The sequence below is a fragment of the Amycolatopsis sp. NPDC051373 genome, from assembly GCF_040689465.1.
Taxonomy (GTDB): domain Bacteria; phylum Actinomycetota; class Actinomycetes; order Mycobacteriales; family Pseudonocardiaceae; genus Amycolatopsis.
Map to the genome: position 1 here is coordinate 95,560 of NZ_JBFBAE010000005.1, position 17,485 is coordinate 113,044.

The 17,485-nt window shown below is 68.6% G+C and carries 16 protein-coding genes; 6 read left to right on the forward strand and 10 right to left on the reverse strand.

Annotation, left to right across the window (positions count from 1 at the left end):
- Positions 1-5: 5 nt before the first annotated feature.
- Together AB0383_RS10855 and AB0383_RS10860 are read left to right on the forward strand one after the other, a co-directional pair.
- On the forward strand, positions 6-908 hold the full coding sequence (locus tag AB0383_RS10855; RefSeq protein ID WP_364170047.1) for an SDR family oxidoreductase: 903 nt from the start codon (positions 6-8) through the stop codon (positions 906-908).
- 217 nt (positions 909-1,125) lie between these two features.
- Positions 1,126-2,568, forward strand: a complete 1,443-nt coding sequence (locus AB0383_RS10860; RefSeq protein WP_364170049.1) for an amino acid permease — start codon at positions 1,126-1,128, stop codon at positions 2,566-2,568.
- A 56-nt stretch (positions 2,569-2,624) separates the two neighbouring features.
- Here AB0383_RS10860 and AB0383_RS10865 read toward each other — a convergent pair whose 3' ends face one another.
- From AB0383_RS10865 to AB0383_RS10885, 5 genes are all read right to left on the reverse strand, one after another.
- Complete coding sequence (locus AB0383_RS10865; protein ID WP_366186608.1) at positions 2,625-2,777, reverse strand: hypothetical protein; 153 nt, start codon at positions 2,775-2,777, stop codon at positions 2,625-2,627.
- A gap of 238 nt (positions 2,778-3,015) precedes the next feature.
- Complete coding sequence (locus tag AB0383_RS10870; RefSeq protein WP_366186610.1) at positions 3,016-4,476, reverse strand: cytosine permease; 1,461 nt, start codon at positions 4,474-4,476, stop codon at positions 3,016-3,018.
- A gap of 23 nt (positions 4,477-4,499) precedes the next feature.
- On the reverse strand, positions 4,500-5,423 hold the full coding sequence (locus AB0383_RS10875) for a PfkB family carbohydrate kinase (RefSeq protein ID WP_366186612.1): 924 nt from the start codon (positions 5,421-5,423) through the stop codon (positions 4,500-4,502).
- Positions 5,420-6,409 carry an ADP-ribosylglycohydrolase family protein gene (locus tag AB0383_RS10880; protein ID WP_366186614.1) on the reverse strand — a complete coding sequence of 330 codons (990 nt, stop codon included), beginning with the start codon at positions 6,407-6,409 and terminating at the stop codon, positions 5,420-5,422. Before AB0383_RS10880 ends, AB0383_RS10875 begins: the two co-directional genes overlap by 4 nt.
- Complete coding sequence (locus AB0383_RS10885) at positions 6,406-7,098, reverse strand: GntR family transcriptional regulator (RefSeq protein WP_364170062.1); 693 nt, start codon at positions 7,096-7,098, stop codon at positions 6,406-6,408. Before AB0383_RS10885 ends, AB0383_RS10880 begins: the two co-directional genes overlap by 4 nt.
- A gap of 163 nt (positions 7,099-7,261) precedes the next feature.
- Between AB0383_RS10885 and AB0383_RS10890 the strand changes: the two genes are divergently transcribed.
- A complete protein-coding gene (locus AB0383_RS10890; protein WP_364170065.1) occupies positions 7,262-7,684 on the forward strand; it encodes an Hsp20/alpha crystallin family protein in 423 nt (140 codons plus the stop codon).
- Positions 7,685-7,931: 247 nt separating this feature from the next.
- Entirely contained in the window at positions 7,932-8,576 is a 645-nt protein-coding gene (locus tag AB0383_RS10895; RefSeq protein WP_366186616.1) for a hypothetical protein, read from the forward strand.
- Here AB0383_RS10895 and AB0383_RS10900 read toward each other — a convergent pair.
- Both AB0383_RS10900 and AB0383_RS10905 read right to left on the reverse strand, forming a co-directional pair.
- Positions 8,540-9,346, reverse strand: a complete 807-nt coding sequence (locus tag AB0383_RS10900) for an SAM-dependent methyltransferase (RefSeq protein ID WP_364170070.1) — start codon at positions 9,344-9,346, stop codon at positions 8,540-8,542. The genes AB0383_RS10895 and AB0383_RS10900 overlap by 37 nt on opposite strands.
- Positions 9,347-9,406: 60 nt before the next feature.
- A complete protein-coding gene (locus AB0383_RS10905) occupies positions 9,407-10,009 on the reverse strand; it encodes a TetR/AcrR family transcriptional regulator C-terminal domain-containing protein (RefSeq protein ID WP_364170073.1) in 603 nt (200 codons plus the stop codon).
- A gap of 63 nt (positions 10,010-10,072) precedes the next feature.
- On the opposite strand from AB0383_RS10905, the gene AB0383_RS10910 reads away from it, so the two are divergent.
- Positions 10,073-11,992, forward strand: coding sequence for an FAD-dependent monooxygenase (locus tag AB0383_RS10910; protein WP_366186619.1), 1,920 nt, complete (start codon positions 10,073-10,075; stop codon positions 11,990-11,992).
- 118 nt (positions 11,993-12,110) lie between these two features.
- On the opposite strand, the gene dusB is transcribed toward AB0383_RS10910, so the two are convergent.
- Together dusB and AB0383_RS10920 are read right to left on the reverse strand one after the other, a co-directional pair.
- Positions 12,111-13,256, reverse strand: a complete 1,146-nt coding sequence (gene dusB / locus AB0383_RS10915) for a tRNA dihydrouridine synthase DusB (protein WP_366186621.1) — start codon at positions 13,254-13,256, stop codon at positions 12,111-12,113.
- Between the two features lie 152 nt (positions 13,257-13,408).
- Positions 13,409-14,449, reverse strand: a complete 1,041-nt coding sequence (locus tag AB0383_RS10920) for an alcohol dehydrogenase catalytic domain-containing protein (protein WP_366186623.1) — start codon at positions 14,447-14,449, stop codon at positions 13,409-13,411.
- Between the two features lie 360 nt (positions 14,450-14,809).
- Between AB0383_RS10920 and AB0383_RS10925 the strand changes: the two genes are divergently transcribed.
- Entirely contained in the window at positions 14,810-16,159 is a 1,350-nt protein-coding gene (locus AB0383_RS10925; protein ID WP_366186625.1) for an MFS transporter, read from the forward strand.
- 57 nt (positions 16,160-16,216) lie between these two features.
- On the opposite strand, the gene AB0383_RS10930 is transcribed toward AB0383_RS10925, so the two are convergent.
- Positions 16,217-17,461 (reverse strand): LLM class flavin-dependent oxidoreductase, encoded by a 1,245-nt coding sequence (locus tag AB0383_RS10930; RefSeq protein ID WP_366186627.1) that lies wholly within the window; start codon positions 17,459-17,461, stop codon positions 16,217-16,219.
- Positions 17,462-17,485 lie beyond the last annotated feature (24 nt).

Here is a 17,485-nt window from a genome sequence, read left to right on the forward strand (position 1 = left end):
AGGTGATGGCTGATCTCCGGAACCGGGTAGCTCTGGTGGCCGGCGCGACCCGCGGCGCCGGGCGCGGCATCGCGGCGGCCCTCGGCGAAGCCGGCGCGACGGTGATCTGCACCGGCCGCAGCAGCTGGGAACGCGACGGCCATTCCGACTACGACCGCCCCGAGACGATCGAGGAGACGGCCGCGCTCGTCACCAGCCTCGGCGGCACCGGCGTGCCCAGTCAGGTCGACCACCTCGACCACGAGCAGGTGCGCGTGCTGGCCGAACGCGTGCGCCGCGAACACGGCCGGCTCGACGTGCTGGTCAACGACATCTGGGGCGCCGAGCGGCTCAAGGGCGGCCCGGCCGACTGGAACACACCGATCTGGGAGCACGACCTCGACGACGGCCTGCGGATCCTGCGCCTTGGCGTGGAAACGCACCTCGTGACCTCGCACTACCTGTTGCCGCTGCTCGTTTCGCAACCCGGCGGGCTCCTGGTCGAAGTCACCGACGGCACGCTGGAGTACAACGCTTCCCAGTACCGGATCTCCGTGTTCTACGACCTCGCGAAGGCCTCGGTGAACCGGCTCGCGTTCTCGCAGGGCCACGAGCTCGCGGCACACGGCGGCACGGCCGTCGCGATCACACCAGGCTGGCTGCGTTCGGAGATGATGCTCGACAACTACGGCGTCACCGAGGAAAACTGGCGCGCCGCCTTGGAACCTGACCGCCCGGACGGCCTTCCGACTGCCCCGCCGCCCTTCGCGCAGTCCGAGTCGCCGCGCTACGTGGGCCGCGCGGTGGCGGCGCTGGCCGCGGACCCGGAGCGCGCGCGGTGGAACCAGCGGTCGGTGAGCTCGGCGGAGCTCGCGCGCGAGTACGGCTTCACCGATGTCGACGGCTCGCAGCCGGACAGCTGGGCATGAAACGCGTTTCGCGTTTTCCGGTACGGGAGTCCGTGAATTTCGGCATTATCGGGCACATTTGAGAATGGCTTGAGGTTCGCAGCTCAAATCAACCCTAAGTTATCGCCGCTCCCGTTGCGGCCGGATGCGGTCCGACCACATCATGATCTGGCACGACACAGTGGTCGGCCGACCCTGCGTCACGACACGCACTTTGTTGTCAGAACAGGGGAATCACATGTCGCCCTCGGATCAGACGGCGGTCGCCGAGCCGCCGGAAACCTCGTTCAAGCACGAGGAAGCCGGGTACCACAAAGGACTGAAGAACCGTCAGGTCCAGATGATCGCGATCGGCGGCGCCATCGGGACCGGTCTGTTTCTGGGCGCCGGCTCGCGCCTGCACGGCACCGGTCCGGCGCTGGCCGTCGTCTACGCGGTGGCCGGGATCATCGCGTTCTTCGTGGTCCGTGCGATGGGCGAACTGGTGATGCACCGGCCGTCTTCCGGATCCTTTGTGTCCTATTCGCGTGAATTCCTCGGCGAGAAAGCCGCGTTCTTCGCCGGCTGGATGTACTTCCTGAACTGGGCCACGGCGGGCGTCGCCGACGTGACCGCGGTGGCCAAGTACACGCAGTTCTTCTGGCCGGACCTGCAGCAATGGATTCCTGCGCTCATCGCGTTGTTCGCGATCCTCGCGGTGAACATGGTCTCGGTGAAGCTGTTCGGCGAACTCGAGTTCTGGTTCGCCGCCATCAAGGTACTCGCGCTCGTGGTGTTCATGGTCGTGGCGATCTTCGTGTTGATCAGCCGAACGCCCGTCGACGGCGTGGTGACCGGCCCGAGCCTGATCACCGGCAATGGCGGCCTGTTCCCGACCGGTGTGCTGCCCGCGTTGCTGATCCTGCAGGGTGTCGTGTTCGCCTATTCCGGCGTCGAGATGGTCGGTGTGACCGCCGGCGAGACCGCCAACCCGCGCAAGGTCATCCCGAAGGCGGTCAACTCCGTCGCCTGGCGCATCGGCATCTTCTACGTGGGCTCTGTGCTTCTGCTGGTGATGGTGCTGCCGTGGACGGCGTACAAGAGCGGGGAGAGCCCGTTCGTCACGTTCTTCTCGAAGCTCGGCATCCCCGCGGCCGGCGGCATCATGGACGTCATCGTGCTCACCGCGGCGCTGTCCAGCGTGAACTCCGGCCTGTACTCCACCGGGCGAATCCTGAGGTCGCTCTCGATCGCCGGCTCGGCCCCGAAGTTCACCTCGAAGATGAGCAAGAGCGGCGTCCCCTTCGGCGGCGTGCTCCTGACCGCGGCGGTGTACGTGCTCGGCGTGGTACTCAACTTGGTGGTGCCCGGTGAGGCCTTCGAGGTGGCGCTGGAGTTCTCGGCGCTGGGCATCATCGGCATGTGGTCGATGATCGTGATCTGCCACCTGGCGATGACTCGCAAGGCCGCGCGCGGCGAGATGTCCAGGCCTTCGTACCGCCTGCCGGGCGCGCCGTACACCAACTACGTGACGCTGGCGTTCCTCTTGCTGGTCCTCACGATGAGCTGGTGGGGCGGCACGACCGGCCGGATCCTGATCTACAGCATTCCGGTGCTGGCGTTGGTTCTGGTCGCCGGCTGGCTCGGGGTCCGCGGCCGCGTCCGCCGGATCGCGGCGGAGCGGCAGGACGAGCTGACTTAGGTTCGCGCCTGATCTCCTGGGCCTCGGCGCGGTTTTCTCCGCCGGAGGCTCAGTCGCTACCTGGTGAGCACCTCGTCGGTTGTGGCGACGCCGACGAGCGGGCCGTAGAGCCGGGGGATTGCGAGCGTTCGTTCGTGGGTCTCGTCGGAAACGCCCGCGTGCGCGTCGGCGACGACGGTCACCGGCACGCCCGCGTCGGCGGCGGCCAACTCGGTGGAGAGGACACAGCATTTCGTGGAGACACCCGCGAGCGCCGAGCCCGCCGTCGCCTGCGAGGGTGGCGAGTTCGGACGTCCACCTGCCGAACGTGGTCTCGTCCACAGTGGACCTGGCACGGCTCGCCGACCAACACGTAGGCACAGGAATCCGGTGCTCGCAGGGCGACCGGCCACACTTCGTAATACTTCACCCCGGCGGGGGTAAAACCCGACCACAGCGCGAGATCGCTCAAAGGCGATCTCGCCGCCTCGGCGAAGCCGAGGCAGACAACACCGTCACCACGAAACCGAGCCCCAGCGCCACCAGTACGCCGAGGTTCGCAAACGCCCACGAGCCCTCGCGACCGCCGAGACCGAACGGCGCCAGCAGGTAACCCTGCCAGTGCAGCCAGCTCGCCGACGCGTTGGTGACCAGGCCCCAGCCGACGGCCGTTGCGACGATGATCAGGGCGATGGGCCCGAAGCGCACGTCGCCGTAACGGCCGCGGCGGTCGTAGAGGTCGGCTTCGGCGTAGTCGCGGCGGCGCAGCAGCACGTCGGCGAGCATCACGCCGCACCACGCAGCCACGGGCACGCCGAGCGTGGTGAGGAAACCCTGGAACTGGCCGAGGAAAGTGCCGCCGAAGAAGACGATGTAGACGGTGCCGGCGATCATGATCACGCCGTCGATCAGCGCCGCGACGTAGCGCGGGATCCGCAGGCCCGCGGACAGCAGCGACAGCCCTGAGGAGTAGATGTCCAGCACGGCGCCGCCCACCAGGCCGAGCACGGCGACGATCGCGAACGGCACCAGGAACCACAGCGGCAGGATCGTGGTCAGCGCGCCGATCGGGTCCGCCGCGATGCTCGAGTTCAGCTCCGGCGACGAACCCGCCAGCAGCAGCCCGAACACCAGCAGTACGAGCGGCGCCACCGACGCGCCGAACGTCGTCCAGCCGATCACACCGCGTCCGGACGACGAGCGCGGCAGGTAGCGCGAGTAGTCGGCCGCCGCGTTCACCCAGCCGAGCCCGAAGCCCGTCATCAGGAACACGAGCGCGCCGATGAACTCCTGCGCCGAGCCCGCGGGCACCGCGCTCACCGCCGACCAGTGCACGTGGCCGGCCACCAGGATCACGTAGACCACGGTGAGCACGCCGGTGATCCACGTGATGATCGTCTGCAGCCGCATGATCAGGTCGAAGCCCATCACGCCGCTGAGCACGGTGAGCCCGGCGACCACGACCAGCGCGATCACCTTCGTCGTCGTGCCACCGCCCCAGCCGAGCCGCTCGAACACCGTCGCGGTGGCCATCGTGGCGAGCGCGGTCAACACCGTCTCCCAGCCGACGGTGAGGATCCACGAGATCGCCGACGGCAGGTGGTTGCCGCGCACGCCGAACGCCGCGCGCGAGAGCGTCATCGTCGGCGCGGAGCCGCGTTTGCCCGCCACCGCGATGAAGCCGCAGAGCAGGAACGAGAACACGATCCCGATCACACCGGCGATCGTGGCCTGCCAGAACGAGATCCCGAACCCGAGCGCGAACGAGCCGTAGCTGAGCCCCAGGATCGACACGTTGGCGCCGAACCACGGCCAGAACAGATCCCTTGGCCGGCCCCGGCGCTCGGCGTCGCCGATCACGTTGATGCCGTGTGTCTCGACCTTGAGCCGGCTGCTTGTTTCCGGTGCCTGTTGTTCGGTCCTGGCCATGGTGCCCGCCTATCTGAACCTGATCATATTTGCTCGGTGCGACGGTAGAAGTCGCCCGTGTCGTCGTCAATATTCCGCCAGAATTCGTTCAGTTCCGCACGCGTTGGTGCGGTGGCGGGTCCGTGTCGGGTTACGGACATCGCCGCGGCGGCGTTGGCGCGGCGTGCTGCGTTCGGCAGGTCCGCTCCACGCAGGAGCTCCGCGGCCAGGACGCCGCAGTGGCTGTCACCGGCACCGTTCGTGTCGACCGCGGTGACGGGGAAGCCGTCGATCCGGGCGGTCTCGCCGCCGTGGTGGATCGTGCAGCCGGCGGGGCCGTCGCGGACGATCACGGTCGTACTCTCGGCGAGCGCGGTGACGTCGAGCGACTCGGCCTCGCGGGCATTGCAGCTGAGGGTGTCTACTGTGGACAACAGGGTGCTCAGCGCGCGTGAGTCCAGTTCGGACACCAGCGAACCGGGGTCGAACAGCACCCGCGATCCCGGCAGGTCCGGCAGCCAGCGCAGCAGGGCGTCGCGGTTGGCGGCGTGCAGGAGGCTGTAACCGGTGACGTACACGAGGTCGTCGGGCGCGGCGGCGACACGCGCGAGCTGGTCGGCGCGCAGCCGGCCCTCGGCGCCGGTGCCGGTGGCGAACGTCCGCTCGCCGGAGGGGTCCACGAGCGCCACGACGACGCCGGTGTCGCCGCTGACCGTGGGCTCCTGCGCGACCGTGATGCCCTCGATCTCCAGCGCGGCGCGCACGAGGTCGCCGAAGCCGCCGGTGCCGTGCGTGCCGGCGTAGACGACCTCGGCGCCCGCGCGTGCGGCCGCGGCCATGACGTTGAACCCGCCGCCGGGCAGCAGGTTCGTGGACGTCGCCAGCACGTCGCCGCCTGGTGCCGGCAACCGCGGCACGGTGAGGACGAGGTCGACGACGACCTGTCCCGTGTGGATCAACCGGCTCACGGGATGGTCCTGCGCACGGTGACGAGACCGTCGACGAGCGGACCGAGGTCGAGACCGTTCACTCTGACCACGGTTTGGGCCAGCTCGGCCGGGATCTCTTCGCCGCACGCGCCGAGTAGCGCCCCGCAGATCGCGGCGACGGTGTCGGTGTCGCCGCCCAGCCTCGCGGCCGTCGTCAGCGCGTCGGCCGGGTCGAGCACCTCGGCCAGCGCGAACGCGGCGACCACCGACTCCTGCGCGGCCACGGAAGTGCCGATCACGTCGGCCACGGCGTCGTCCAGCTCGGTGCGCCGCAGGCCCCGCACCCAGTCTCGCGCCCAGTGGATGCGCGCGGCGACGCTGCCGCCCGCGCTCCAGTGGCCTCGCGTCGCGCCGAGGGCGGCCGCACGTTCGGCCAGGTCGAAGGCGTCCATGCGGTTCGCGCCGTCCACACCCGCCGACACCGCTGCGGCGACAGCGGCCGCGGCCGCGAGGCCGAGCGAGGTGTTGTGCGTGACGCGCGCGGTCTCGGCCACGGCGTCGACGAGCGTCGCCAGGTCGTCAACCGGTGTGGCGATGCCGACCGGGGTCACGCGCATGGCGGCGCCGTTGGTCGTGCCGCCGCGGCCGGCCTCTTCCGGCGGGACGCCGTTTTCCAGCAGTGACAACGCTTTTTTCGTCGACGGCCCGAGTAGATCGGCTGAACCGCGGCGGATCATGTCGGCTTCCCAGGCCAGCAACGCGTCGGCGAACACGCGCGGCTCGACGTGGCCGCCGCCGGCCACGAGCAGGCGTGCGAGCAGCAGGGCCTGCTCGGTGTCGTCGGTGATCGTGCCCGCGGGCAGGCCGGGTGCGATGGGCTGCCCGGCGATCGCGTCGCGGAAGCCGTCGATCTTCCCGTACGCGGCGCGGATCTCGGCGCGGCACATCGACTGCGTCGGCATGCCGAGCGCGTCACCCACGGCCAGTCCGGTCAACGCGGCGAGCGCGCGGTCTCGGGGGCTCATCGTCGGCCGAAGGAGAGGTGGAAGCTGAAGCGCGTGGGATCGAGCAGGCTCACGACGTGCTCGACGAGCCGGGAATCCGCGTCGAGCGACGTGCGCGTGGCCTTGAGGAACAGCTCGCCGGCGGGGCGGCCGAGCAGCGCGGCAGAAGTGGCGTCGAGCGGCTGTGCGGTGATCCACTGGTCGCCCCCGACGGGCTCCACGCCGGCTTCGCGCAGGGTCGCCGTGATGGAGCTGTCGACCAGGCGCAGCTCGGCCAGCGACCCGACGGGTGGGAGAGTGGCTTCTTCGAGCGAGACGCCACGGCCGGTCTCGTCGCGGCGCAGCCGTTTCACGCGCACGAACTTCGGCGTGGTGAACCGGCGGGTGAGCTCGGCGTCCTGGACCTCCGTGATGCCGAGCAGTTCGGTGGTCACGGGCGCGCCGGAGTCGGCGAGCGCGCGGGCCCAGCCGACGCGCTGGTCGAGCGTGACCCCGTCGAACGTCACGAACGACCCGACGCCGGCGTGGGTGGAAATGAGCGCTTGATGTTGCAATTCCACCAGCGCGTTGCGCACAGTCCCACGGCTGACCTGGTACCGCTCGGCGAGCTGGTGCTCACCCGGCAACTGGTCACCATGGGCGAGCCGGCCCGAGTGGATGAGCTCGGCGAGCTCACCGACGAGCTTCTGCTTCTTTCCACCCGTGTACATGTTCACACCTGTACACCTGTACACCTGGTCGTGTCCGTCTGGCAACTCTCGGCTGTGATGTGCGTCTATCGGGAACAACTAAGTTGAGTTGTCCGTTGTCAACTTCGTAAGGTCCGGTCAGCCGTCCAGGAGCTGATCGAGGCCACCTGAAGGAGGAACGCAGATGTTGATCCGGACCGACCCGTTCGCCCAGTTCGACCGCCTGACCCAGCAGTTCTTCGCCGGCCAGCCCACCAGCTCACCGCGCACGATGCCGATGGACGCCTACCGCGACGGAGACGAGTACGTCGTGCAGTTCGACCTCCCGGGCGTGGCTCGCGAGTCGATCGACGTGAGCGTGGAGCGCAACGTGCTGACCGTGAAGGCCGAGCGCGCTGCCGCCTTCGGTGAGGACGCCCGCGTGCAGGTCTCCGAGCGTTCGCGCGGCAAGGTTTCGCGCCGCCTCGTCCTCGGTGACACCCTCGACACCGACCGTGTCGCCGCGGAGTACGTCGACGGTGTGCTGACCCTGCGCATCCCGGTGGCCGAGAAGGCCCAGCCGCGCAAGATCACTGTCGGTGGCGAGCCGCAGCAGCTCGAGAACTGAGTACCAGGCGCATTTCTCGGCCCCGTCGTTCCTCTCGGGACGACGGGGCCGAACCATGTCTGTCCACAGTGGATCGTTCTGCTGGGGATTCTTCCGGGCAAGTACGTTGCCCTGCCTTGCCTTCACGGTATGATGTGGTCGCCGTCACACCAAGGTCGTGAACCGTTCACCGGATGGGACCCGTGTCTGCGGGTGTCCGGCACCGAGGTGCGGAGCCGGGAAACCCGACAAGGTTCTGGAGAATCCCATGCTGCGCAAGACTGTTCTCTCCCTGGCCGCCTTCGGTGCCGTCGCCGGCGCGGTGCTCGGCGGTGCCGGCATCGCCTCCGCTTCACCCGCCGCCTCCGGGGCGAGCGGCATCCTCGACTCGGGCATCAACTTCTCGGAACCGCAGGGCTCCCAGGGTATCGGCGGCAACGGCGGCGAGTGCGTCACCGTCAACATCCCCGCCACCGGCTCGCTGCAGAGCTTCGGCGACACGATGACCCTGTGGACCGGCGCGGACTGCAAGACCGGCGACGCCGCGGTCCTCACCGACAGCGTCGCCGACATCCCGGCCACCTTCGGCGCCGGTTTCGCCCACGTCCAGTCCATCTTCATCGGTGACAACGCCCCTGCGAAGCCGCCCGTCGCCGGTGCCAGCGCGATCATCGACTCGGGCAAGAACTTCTCCGAGCCGCAGGGCTCGCAGGGCATCAACGGCAATGTCGGCGACAAGGTCAACATCAACATCCCGGCCACCGGCTCGATCCAGTTCGTCTCCGGCACCTTGACGCTCTACACCGGCCCGAACCTGACGGGCAAGTCGCTGGTCGTCACCCACGACGTCGCCGACCTCGCCGCCCTCGGCTTCGGTCAGGTGCAGTCGGTGCTGATCGGTGCGGCCGCCTGATCCTTCCCCGCTCGCGAAAAAGGCCACTCCGACCTCCGGGGTGGCCTTTCGCTGTTTATCCACAACCCCCTGTGGACAACCTGGGGACAGCTTGTGGAGAACACGGGAAACTGCAGCTCAGAGCTTGCGCCCGATTCCGCCGGCGATGATCCGGTGGGCGACCGTGAGGGCTTGAGCTGCGGGCCGTCCGACCACCGGTGCACGAGTTCGGTGATGCCGGGCTCAACCATCTCCAGCCCGTCGAACAGCTCCTCGATCTCGGTGCGCGTGCGCCACGTCGCGCCACCCGGCGAGCCGCGCGCGACGGCCTGTTCGAGTTCGCGCATCACCGCGGTGTCCTCGGACTCCGGGTCGAGCGGGTGGGAAATGATCACGGAGGACCCGCGCGGCAGGGCGTCGATGTACTCGCGCATCACCTCGGCCCGCGCGCTGCGCTCGCCCTTGTGGTGGTGCAGCGTCGCGACCTGCGAGAGCGCGATCGGCTGGTGCCAGTCGAGATGGGTGCGCACGGTCTCGTTGTCGAGGATCGAGCGCGGGGTGACGTCGGTCTGCTTGGCGATGAACCGCATGGCGCGGATGAACGCGCGGTTCTCCTTGGCGACCTCGACCACGTCCGGCAGCGCGGCGGCCATCTGCCGGCCGGTCTTGCGGTCGATCTCGTAGTTGTCGCTGCCGCCCAGCGGGTAGTTGTACACGCGTGCCACGGAGGCCCGGTTGTGGTCGACGCCCACGGAAGCGTTCGCATCGGCACCAGCGGCGTTCGGCGACATCGCGCTCGAGCTCCCGAAGGTCGTGTCGGGAGTCGCACCGAGCGCAGTCGCCGGGGCGACTCAGGGGGCCGCGGGGCGGGTGGCGTTCAGCCCGGCGAGGACGACGCCGAGCGCGTAGCGGAAGTCGTCCGCTGGGGTGGCCCCGGCAGCTTGGCGGTCGCGTAAGCCTTGCGCCATCAAGGGAAACGGAATCTGCACGGTTTCGTCGGGCCTGGTCTGGTCCTCGACCGCGCGGCCGAGCACGAAGTGGACGAACACCCCCGCCGCGCGCGTCGCGTCGGCGAGCGGGAACCCCGCCCGGTGCAAGATCTCGACGGCGCGCTCCGCGAACTCACCCAGCGATCGGGCCACACTCAGGTCGGCGCCGATCGCGATGCTGGGCCCGTCGCGGTGGCCGAGAAGCGCGGTGTGCAGCGCTTTACCCGCTTCCTCCAGCCACTCGAGCCAGTGCACGGTCTTTTCCGGCAGCCGGCCGAGGACCGGCTCGACGATCGCATCGGTCATGTGGTCGAGCAGCGCGCGTTTGCTGCTGAAGTGCCAGTACAGCGCCGGCGCCTTGACGCCGAGCTCGCCGGCGAGCCGCCGGACGGTGAGCTTGTCGAGCCCGTCCTGCTCTAGCTGGGCCAACGCGGTGCGCACCGCGTCCGGCACGTCGATCGGCATGCTCCTTGACTCCTTAACTAGTTCAGGTGCAGAGTAGCACTTAACAAGTTAAGGAGATTTCTCGTGGACGCAGACGTCATCATCGTCGGAGCCGGCCCCGTCGGCCTCCTCCTCGCCGCCGAGGTCCAGCTGGGCGGCGGCCGCGCCGTGGTGCTGGAACGCCTCACCGAACCCTCGCGTGATCGCAAGGCCCGCGGCATCGGCCCCCTGGCCACCGAAGCCCTCCGGCGCCGCGGCCTCGGCCCCCACCTGTCCGCCGCGGACCCCGACGGCGCCCGCGACTTCACCCGCGACCACGGCACCGAGCTGGGCCACTTCGCGAACATCCACAAACTCGCGCCAGACCCCCACCGCCACGGCACCCGCATTTGGCAGCCCGACCTGGAACGCCTCCTCACCACCCACGCCGAGTCCCTCGGCGCCCGGATCCTCCGCGGCCACGACGTCGTCGCCCTGGAATCCGGTACCGACAGCGTCACCGTCCTCACTCACACGTCCACCGGCGAACATCGCCTGTGCGCCCGTTACCTAATCGGGTGCGACGGCGCACACAGCCGCGTCCGAAAACTCACACCCTTCGCCTTCCCCGGCACGCCACCCCTCCTGCGCACCATCGCCGGCGCCGTCACCTTCAGCGGCCCCGCCCCAGCCTCCGGCCGCTACCCCACCGGCACCTTCCTCCACGGCGGCTCCCTCGCCGGCGTCACGGAACTCGCCGGCTCGGCCACGGTCGCGTCAGCCGCGCCGTCCGGCACCACCACCCCGGTCACCCCGGCCAGCGATGGCCGCCCGTCCACCACGCCGGCTGCGGGCGGTGGTCTGGTCACCTCCGCGGTTTCGACCGGCGGCGGCCCCCCGTTAACGCCGACCAGCGCCGTTGCCCCAGCGGTTCCGGTCGGCGACACTCACCCGTCCGCCACCCTGGCGGCCGGTGCCGGTCTGATCACCTCCGCCACCTCGACCGGTGACTGCCCCTCCGCGGCCCCGGCCAGCGCCGCTGCACCAGTCGCCACGGTTGGCGATGGCCGCCCGTCCACCCTTGCTGCCGACGGGGGCCTAGCCATCTCAGGCACGTCGCACGACGATGGTCGCCCGGGCGCTCCGGTCGTCCTGGCCGGAAGCACTCGGTTCACACCAGCGACCGTGCCGAGTGACGCCGCGCCGGTGACCTCGGCCAATTCAGCCGGCGAAGACCGCCCGGCCATCCCGGGCACCCGGGCCGACAACCGTGGCCCGGTCACCGCCGCTGAGCTGGCCGCCGCCATCCATCGGGTCACCGGCGCCGACGTCACCATCGACGATCTCCGCGAACCCCGCGACTTCACCGACCAGGCCCGCCAAGCCGACACCTACCGCCACGGCCGAGTCCTGCTGGCCGGCGACGCCGCCCACGTCCACTCGCCCAGCGGCGGCCAAGGCCTGAACCTCGGCCTGCTCGACGCGATGAACCTGGGCTGGAAACTCGCCGCCGTCTCCCGCGGCGCCGCGCCCGAGTCACTCCTGGACACCTACACCCGCGAACGCCACCCCGCCGCGGCGGCCGTCCTGCACAACACCCGCGCGCAGTCGGCCCTCTTGGCCCCCGGCCCCCACGTCGACGCGCTGCGCGACATCGTCAGCGAACTCATGGAAATCCCCGCGGTGAACCGGTATTTCAGCGCTCTACTGTCCGGTGTGGACCATCGGTACGAGCTGCCGTACCCCGGCACCGAACCCGTCGGCCTCCACTCGCCCGACTTGGACCTCATCGACGACCACGGCGTCCACTCCAGACTGCACGAACACCTGCGCTCCGGCCGTGGCCTGCTCCTGCTCACACCCGAGACACAAGCTTTCGCGAGTTATGCGACAAACCGTGTTGAAATCCTCCCAGTGACCAACATCGGCCCGCGCCTCCTCCGCCCCGACGGCGTCATCGCCTGGGCAGAAGGGGACAGCGAGTCGTTGCAACTCGCACTCGACACGTGGTTTCCAGCATCATGATCAGCTCAGTGAAGTGCGAATATCCTCGCCGCCCGCGAATTGTGCGACGCGCCGTGTTCGAATTCCGCCAGCGACCAACATCGGCCGGTGAAGCCAAAACCCAAAACCACAACCAGGCTCACCCGCCCGAATGCATGTCCTCAGCCTCAGGCACACAGTCGTCATCCGGGTCGTTCAGCCAACCGTGCGGCAGCGTCACCTTGCCCGGCGAGCCCTGGCGCCCCCGGGGACCATCGGCGTTCTCCGGGAACGGCGCGTCGAAGTCGAGCCGGGCGATGAGGTCGTCGAGCTCGTCGAGGCTCGACACCATCGCGAACCCGCGCCGCAGCTCGGACCCCACGGGGAAGCCCATGAAGTACCACGCCATGTGCTTGCGCAGATCACGCAGCGCCTTGGTCGCCCCGTCGTGCGCCACCAGCAGCTCCGCGTGCCGGCGCAACACCCGCGCGACCTCGCCCAGGTTGGGCCCGGCCGGGATCTCGCGCCCCGCGAACGCCGCCTCCAGCTCCCCAAACAGCCACGGCCGCCCGAGGCACCCGCGCCCGACGACCACACCGTCGCAGCCGGTCTCGTCGACCATGCGCAGCGCGTCGGCGGCGGAGAAGATGTCACCGTTGCCCAGCACGGGAATGCTGGTCACGGCGTGCTTGAGCTCGGCGATCTTCGACCAGTCGGCCTGGCCGGAGTAGCGCTGCGCGGCCGTGCGCGCGTGCAGGCTGACCGCCGCCGCGCCCTCGGCCTCGGCGATACGCCCGGCGTCGAGGAACGTGCGGTGGTCGTCGTCGATGCCCACACGGAACTTGACCGTGAACGGCACCCCGGCCTCGGCCGCCGCCGCGGCCGATTCGCGCACGATGTCCGCGAACAGCTTCCGCTTGAACGGCAGGGCCGCCCCGCCGCCCTTGCGAGTCACCTTCGCGACGGGACACCCGAAGTTCGAGTCGATGTGGTCCGCGAGCCCCTCGCCGGTGATGATCTTCACGGCCTCGCGCATCGTCTTCGGATCCACGCCGTAAAGCTGCATCGACCTGGGCTTCTCGTGCTCGCCGAAGGTCATCATGTGCATCGTCCCGGGGTGCCGCTCCACGACGGCCCGCGCGGTGATCATCTCGCACACGTAGATGCCCGCCCCGTACTCCGCGCACAACTGCCGGAACGCGACGTTCGTGATCCCCGCCATCGGCGCCAACACGACCGGCGGGTCGACCTGGTAGGGGCCGATCTGCAGGGCGGGCTTGCTCAAGGTGGCGGTCACGTCCTCCATTGTCGCTTGTGGTGTCGATCACGTCGAGGAGGGGCACGTCAAGACAGCTGCATGGCCAGGTGAAGGTCGTATTCGTCGCTGCGAAGCTCATCCAAGATCTCGATGAGCTCGCTCGCCATCGCTGAAATGAAGTCGACCTTGCTGACCAGACGTCACGGTGACACCACCACCTTGATCGACGCCCCTGTATCCCGCTGCGCCTCGAACGCCGCCGTGATGTCCGCCAGCGCGAAGCGGTGCGAGATGAGCGGCCGGACGTCCACTCGTCGCGACACGAGCAGGTCGAACGCCTCCTGGCAATCGCGCGGGGTGTAGGCGAAGCTGCCGAGCAGGCGGAGCTCCTTCTGCACCAGGTCGTCGACCGGGATGCTCAGCGGGTGAGCCGCGAGCGCGATCGCGGCGATCGGCGCGGCGGACCGGGCCAGGGAGAACGCCAGCGGCAGCACAGGAGCAGCACCCGAGCATTCGAACACTGCCCCGATCGCACCCGAACGAGGTTGGTAGGGCGACGAAGTCGTGCCGCGCGAGGCGAACAGGGATGCGCCCACATCGTCCGACGAGGGGTTCAACGCTTCGTGCGCCCCTGCGGAAACGGCGGCCGCCAGGCGCCGATGTGAAGTATCCACCACGATCACATCACGGGCGCCCGCCGCGCGGAGGACTTGCACCACGCATTGTCCGATTGTTCCCAGGCCGAACACCACGATCGGCTCGTCCAACGGCGGCGCGGCGTGGTGCACGGCCCGCACGGCCACCGAAAGCGGCTCCAGAAAACAAGCCTCCTCCAACGGAAAGTCGCCAGGAAGCACGAACAAGTGCTGCCCCACCACGGCGTTCCGCACCAGCACCTGGTCCCCGAACCCACCGGAATGACCGGACCCTTCAGAACACAGGTTCTGCCGACCTTCCGAACACCGCGGACAAGACCCGCACGGCGCCGCCGGATTCACCGCGACCCGGTCGCCGACGCGCAAGCCGGCCACGGCAGACCCCACCGCGGTCACCGTCCCCGCGTACTCGTGCCCGAGCGGCACGCCGGGCGCGATCCACACGCCCTCGGTGTAGGAGTGCACATCCGAACCGCAGATCCCGCACGCCCCCACGGACAAGACCACATCGGACGGTCCGCACACCGGTGCGTCGACCTCGTCGAGGGACAGGGTTTCAACCGCCTGCCAAGTGACCACGCGCACAACAGCCTCCTAAGTGGATTTACCTCGGAAAACCGGTATCGGAAACCGCCCCGGCCCAACGCAAAAGAAGGTCCTTTGTGCTCGGGGCGAGAACCCAGGCACCGCACCAGATCCTGGACATCGACCAACGATAACCACGCGTTGCGCCGCACGGGTGAATTCCGAAAGATCAAGAAACGCGTTGCTGCACAAGAACTTTATCCTGAATCGAGAAGCTCCGAAGTGGCGCTTGACACACTCTGGACCCGGGCGCAAGCTGTCTCGAACCGACTAGTCGGTCGGGAGTACTTCGGCTGAGGCACCTGTTCCGCCTCCCTATCCACCACCTGCATCCGCACCCCTGTGTCCGGAGGGTCTGTCATGTCGTTCCCCGCACCGGTAACCCGCCCCAAGCTCTTCACGGGCAAACGCGGGCTCATGCTCGCGAGTATCCTGATCGTCAACTTCGTGGTCTGGCTGGACAGCGCGAAGTTCAGCCTGCTCAACCCGTTCTGGTCCACCGACCTGCACCTTTCGCCGAGCCAGATCTCGAGCGTCACGGCGAGCTACCTGCTGGGGTACTTCCCCCTGCTCCTGCTCGCCGGCATCCTCGCCGACCGCCTCGGCGCCAAGCAGATGCTCATCATCTGCATCTCCGGCGTCACGGTGCTCTCGGCGACGATGGCGTTCGTCCACACCTACAACGAGATGTGGTGGCGGAACCTGATCTTCGGCGTCTTCTTCGGATTCTCCTGGGCCCCTTCACAACGGCTCCTTTCCGTGTGGTTCCCGGGCGCACTCGGCGCCAGGGCGACGTCGACGTGGATGAGCTCGACCCTCATCGCCGGTGTGCTCGCGCCGGCGATCGCACTGCCGCTGGCGAACCACCTGTCTTGGCGGGACGCGTTCATCGTGGTGGCGGCGCTGGGTGTGCCGGCGCTGGTGATGCTGGTTCTGTTCACCGCCAACAAACCCGAGAAGCTGCGCGGGATCACGCCTGCGGAGATCGCGAGCATCCACGCCGAACATCGCGGGGTCGAGGTCCGCGAGAAGCTGAGCTTCGGTGAACTGCTGCGAGCGCTGAAGAACCGCAGCATCCTCACGATGATCATCGCGACCGCACTGGCGACGACCCCGACGTGGCTTTCGGGGCCGTGGCTGCCCTACGGCCTGATCACCCTCGACAAAGTCAACCCCGACACGGTGGCCTGGGTCAGCCCGCTCATCGCGATCGTCCCGGTCCTCTTCGGACTCATCAACGGAACACTGGTGTCCCGGTTCTTCGGCGGCCGCACGCGGCCGTGGCTGGTCCTCGGCCCGGCCTGTGGCGCGGTCGGCTTCCTGATGGGTGTGCTGCTGCACGATTCGACGTGGGTCCTGTGGGGGTTCTTCATCGGGGCCTTCGCCTTCCTCTGCGATCCGATGTTCTGGGGTACGGTCAACAGCTACTGGTCCGGCATCGCCCGGCCGGAGGTCACCGGCACGCTCAACGGCGCGTCGGCGGCCATGCAGGTCGCGGTCGGCTGGGTGATCACCGACCAGAGCGGGAAGTGGATCGACACTTCGGTGTCGGGCCGCGGCCAGCTCGACACGATCTGGATCGTCGGTGCGATCCTGTTCGCCGTGGCCATCATTCCGGTCCTTCTGTCCAAAGAGGTACGAGTGCACCAGGCCGTGGCGGGTGACCTCGAGCCGACGCTGACGGCCCGGACCACCGATCCGGTGTCCTGACGCACACGAGCTGAAGAAGGGGCTTCCCCGCACTGCGGGGGAAGCCCCTTCGGCGGTTCAGCCCGCGGTGACCGCGGAGGGGAAGCGTTCCGCGATCCGCTGCTGGCTCACCTTGGGCGTCCAGCGGTCCTCGAGGCCGGCCCAGATGTCCCGCAGCTTCGGGATCACCTGCGTGCCGAACAGCTGGTTGTTCATCGCCGCGACCTCTTCGGGCAGGTTGCCCACGTGCATGCACGTGATGAGCTGGCCGATCCGCAGGTCCGTCACAAGGTCGCGCACGCGCTGCTCCACCCGCTCCGGCGTGCCGGCGATGATGTAGCCCAGCTCGTCGTACTCCCAGAAGGACAGTTCGCCGTTCTGAGCCTTCATGCGTTCCTCATTGGACATCGTGCGCGCCCGCGTGAGGTTGGCCCGGATCGACGGCAGCGAGTTGTAGCCCGGCGGTGTCGCGAATTCCAGCGCTGTGGGGTTTTGGCGGTAGAAGTACTTCACGGCGTCGCCGTAGAGCCGCTCGGCCTCGGCGTCGCTGTCGGCGCAGCAGATGATCTGCGTGAACGCCATGCGGTTCGGGTTCATGTCGGCGCCCTGCTGCTCGGTGTAGTCCCAGAAGCCCTTCACGATCGGCTCGGCGCTCTGCTTGCCGCTGAAGGAGAGGTAGCCGTAGCAGTAGTTGAAGGCGTTGACCACGTCCCACGTCTCCACGCTGCCGCTGCCCGGGATCCACACGGGTATCTCGTCCTGCACCGGCCGCGGCCACGTGTTGACGTAGCGCAGCTTGGTGTACTTCCCGTTGAAGGGGAACGGTTCCTCGGCCTTCCACGCGCGGGTTATGAGGTCCCGGGCTTCGTGGAAGCGGTCGCGGAGCTCGATGGGCGGCACGCCGTAGGAGAAGGCCGTGTCCATCGGGGTGCCGAACACCATGCCGGCGATGATGCGGCCACCGGAGATGGTGTCGAGCATCGCGATCTCCTCGGCCACTCGCACTGGCGGGTTGTACAGCGCCAGCGAGTTGCCGCACAGCGCGATCGCGGAGTTCTGCGTGGTCCCGGCGAGGATGGCGGCGATCAAGTTGGGCGACGGTGTCATCGCGAGTGATGTTTGGTGGTGTTCGTTCAACAACAGGGAGTCCCAGCCGAGGCCGTCGGCCTGTTGCATCAGGCGCAGGTAGGTGTGGTAATCCTCGTGCACCTGCGACGGGTCGGCCACCGACGCCGGCGGCGTGACCCATGAGCTGTGCACGGTGCGGCCGTAGTCGTCGGGAAGCTTGGTGTAGTACTGCTGCGCGAACCAGTGGAACTTCACGTGCGTACCTGCCTTTCGAAGGAG

What these genes read in the sequence shown, in the direction of transcription:
- AB0383_RS10900 (WP_364170070.1), bottom strand. Translation starts at nt 9,346, where the DNA reads ATGTCGCCGAACGCCGCTGGTGCCGATGCGAACGCTTCCGTGGGCGTC.
- AB0383_RS10890 (WP_364170065.1), top strand. Translation starts at nt 7,262, where the DNA reads ATGTTGATCCGGACCGACCCGTTCGCCCAGTTCGACCGCCTGACCCAG.
- AB0383_RS10925 (WP_366186625.1), top strand. Translation starts at nt 14,810, where the DNA reads ATGTCGTTCCCCGCACCGGTAACCCGCCCCAAGCTCTTCACGGGCAAA.
- AB0383_RS10880 (WP_366186614.1), bottom strand. Translation starts at nt 6,409, where the DNA reads ATGAGCCCCCGAGACCGCGCGCTCGCCGCGTTGACCGGACTGGCCGTG.
- AB0383_RS10885 (WP_364170062.1), bottom strand. Translation starts at nt 7,098, where the DNA reads ATGTACACGGGTGGAAAGAAGCAGAAGCTCGTCGGTGAGCTCGCCGAG.
- AB0383_RS10860 (WP_364170049.1), top strand. Translation starts at nt 1,126, where the DNA reads ATGTCGCCCTCGGATCAGACGGCGGTCGCCGAGCCGCCGGAAACCTCG.
- AB0383_RS10905 (WP_364170073.1), bottom strand. Translation starts at nt 10,009, where the DNA reads ATGCCGATCGACGTGCCGGACGCGGTGCGCACCGCGTTGGCCCAGCTA.
- AB0383_RS10895 (WP_366186616.1), top strand. Translation starts at nt 7,932, where the DNA reads ATGCTGCGCAAGACTGTTCTCTCCCTGGCCGCCTTCGGTGCCGTCGCC.
- AB0383_RS10870 (WP_366186610.1), bottom strand. Translation starts at nt 4,476, where the DNA reads ATGGCCAGGACCGAACAACAGGCACCGGAAACAAGCAGCCGGCTCAAG.
- dusB (WP_366186621.1), bottom strand. Translation starts at nt 13,256, where the DNA reads ATGGAGGACGTGACCGCCACCTTGAGCAAGCCCGCCCTGCAGATCGGC.
- AB0383_RS10855 (WP_364170047.1), top strand. Translation starts at nt 6, where the DNA reads ATGGCTGATCTCCGGAACCGGGTAGCTCTGGTGGCCGGCGCGACCCGC.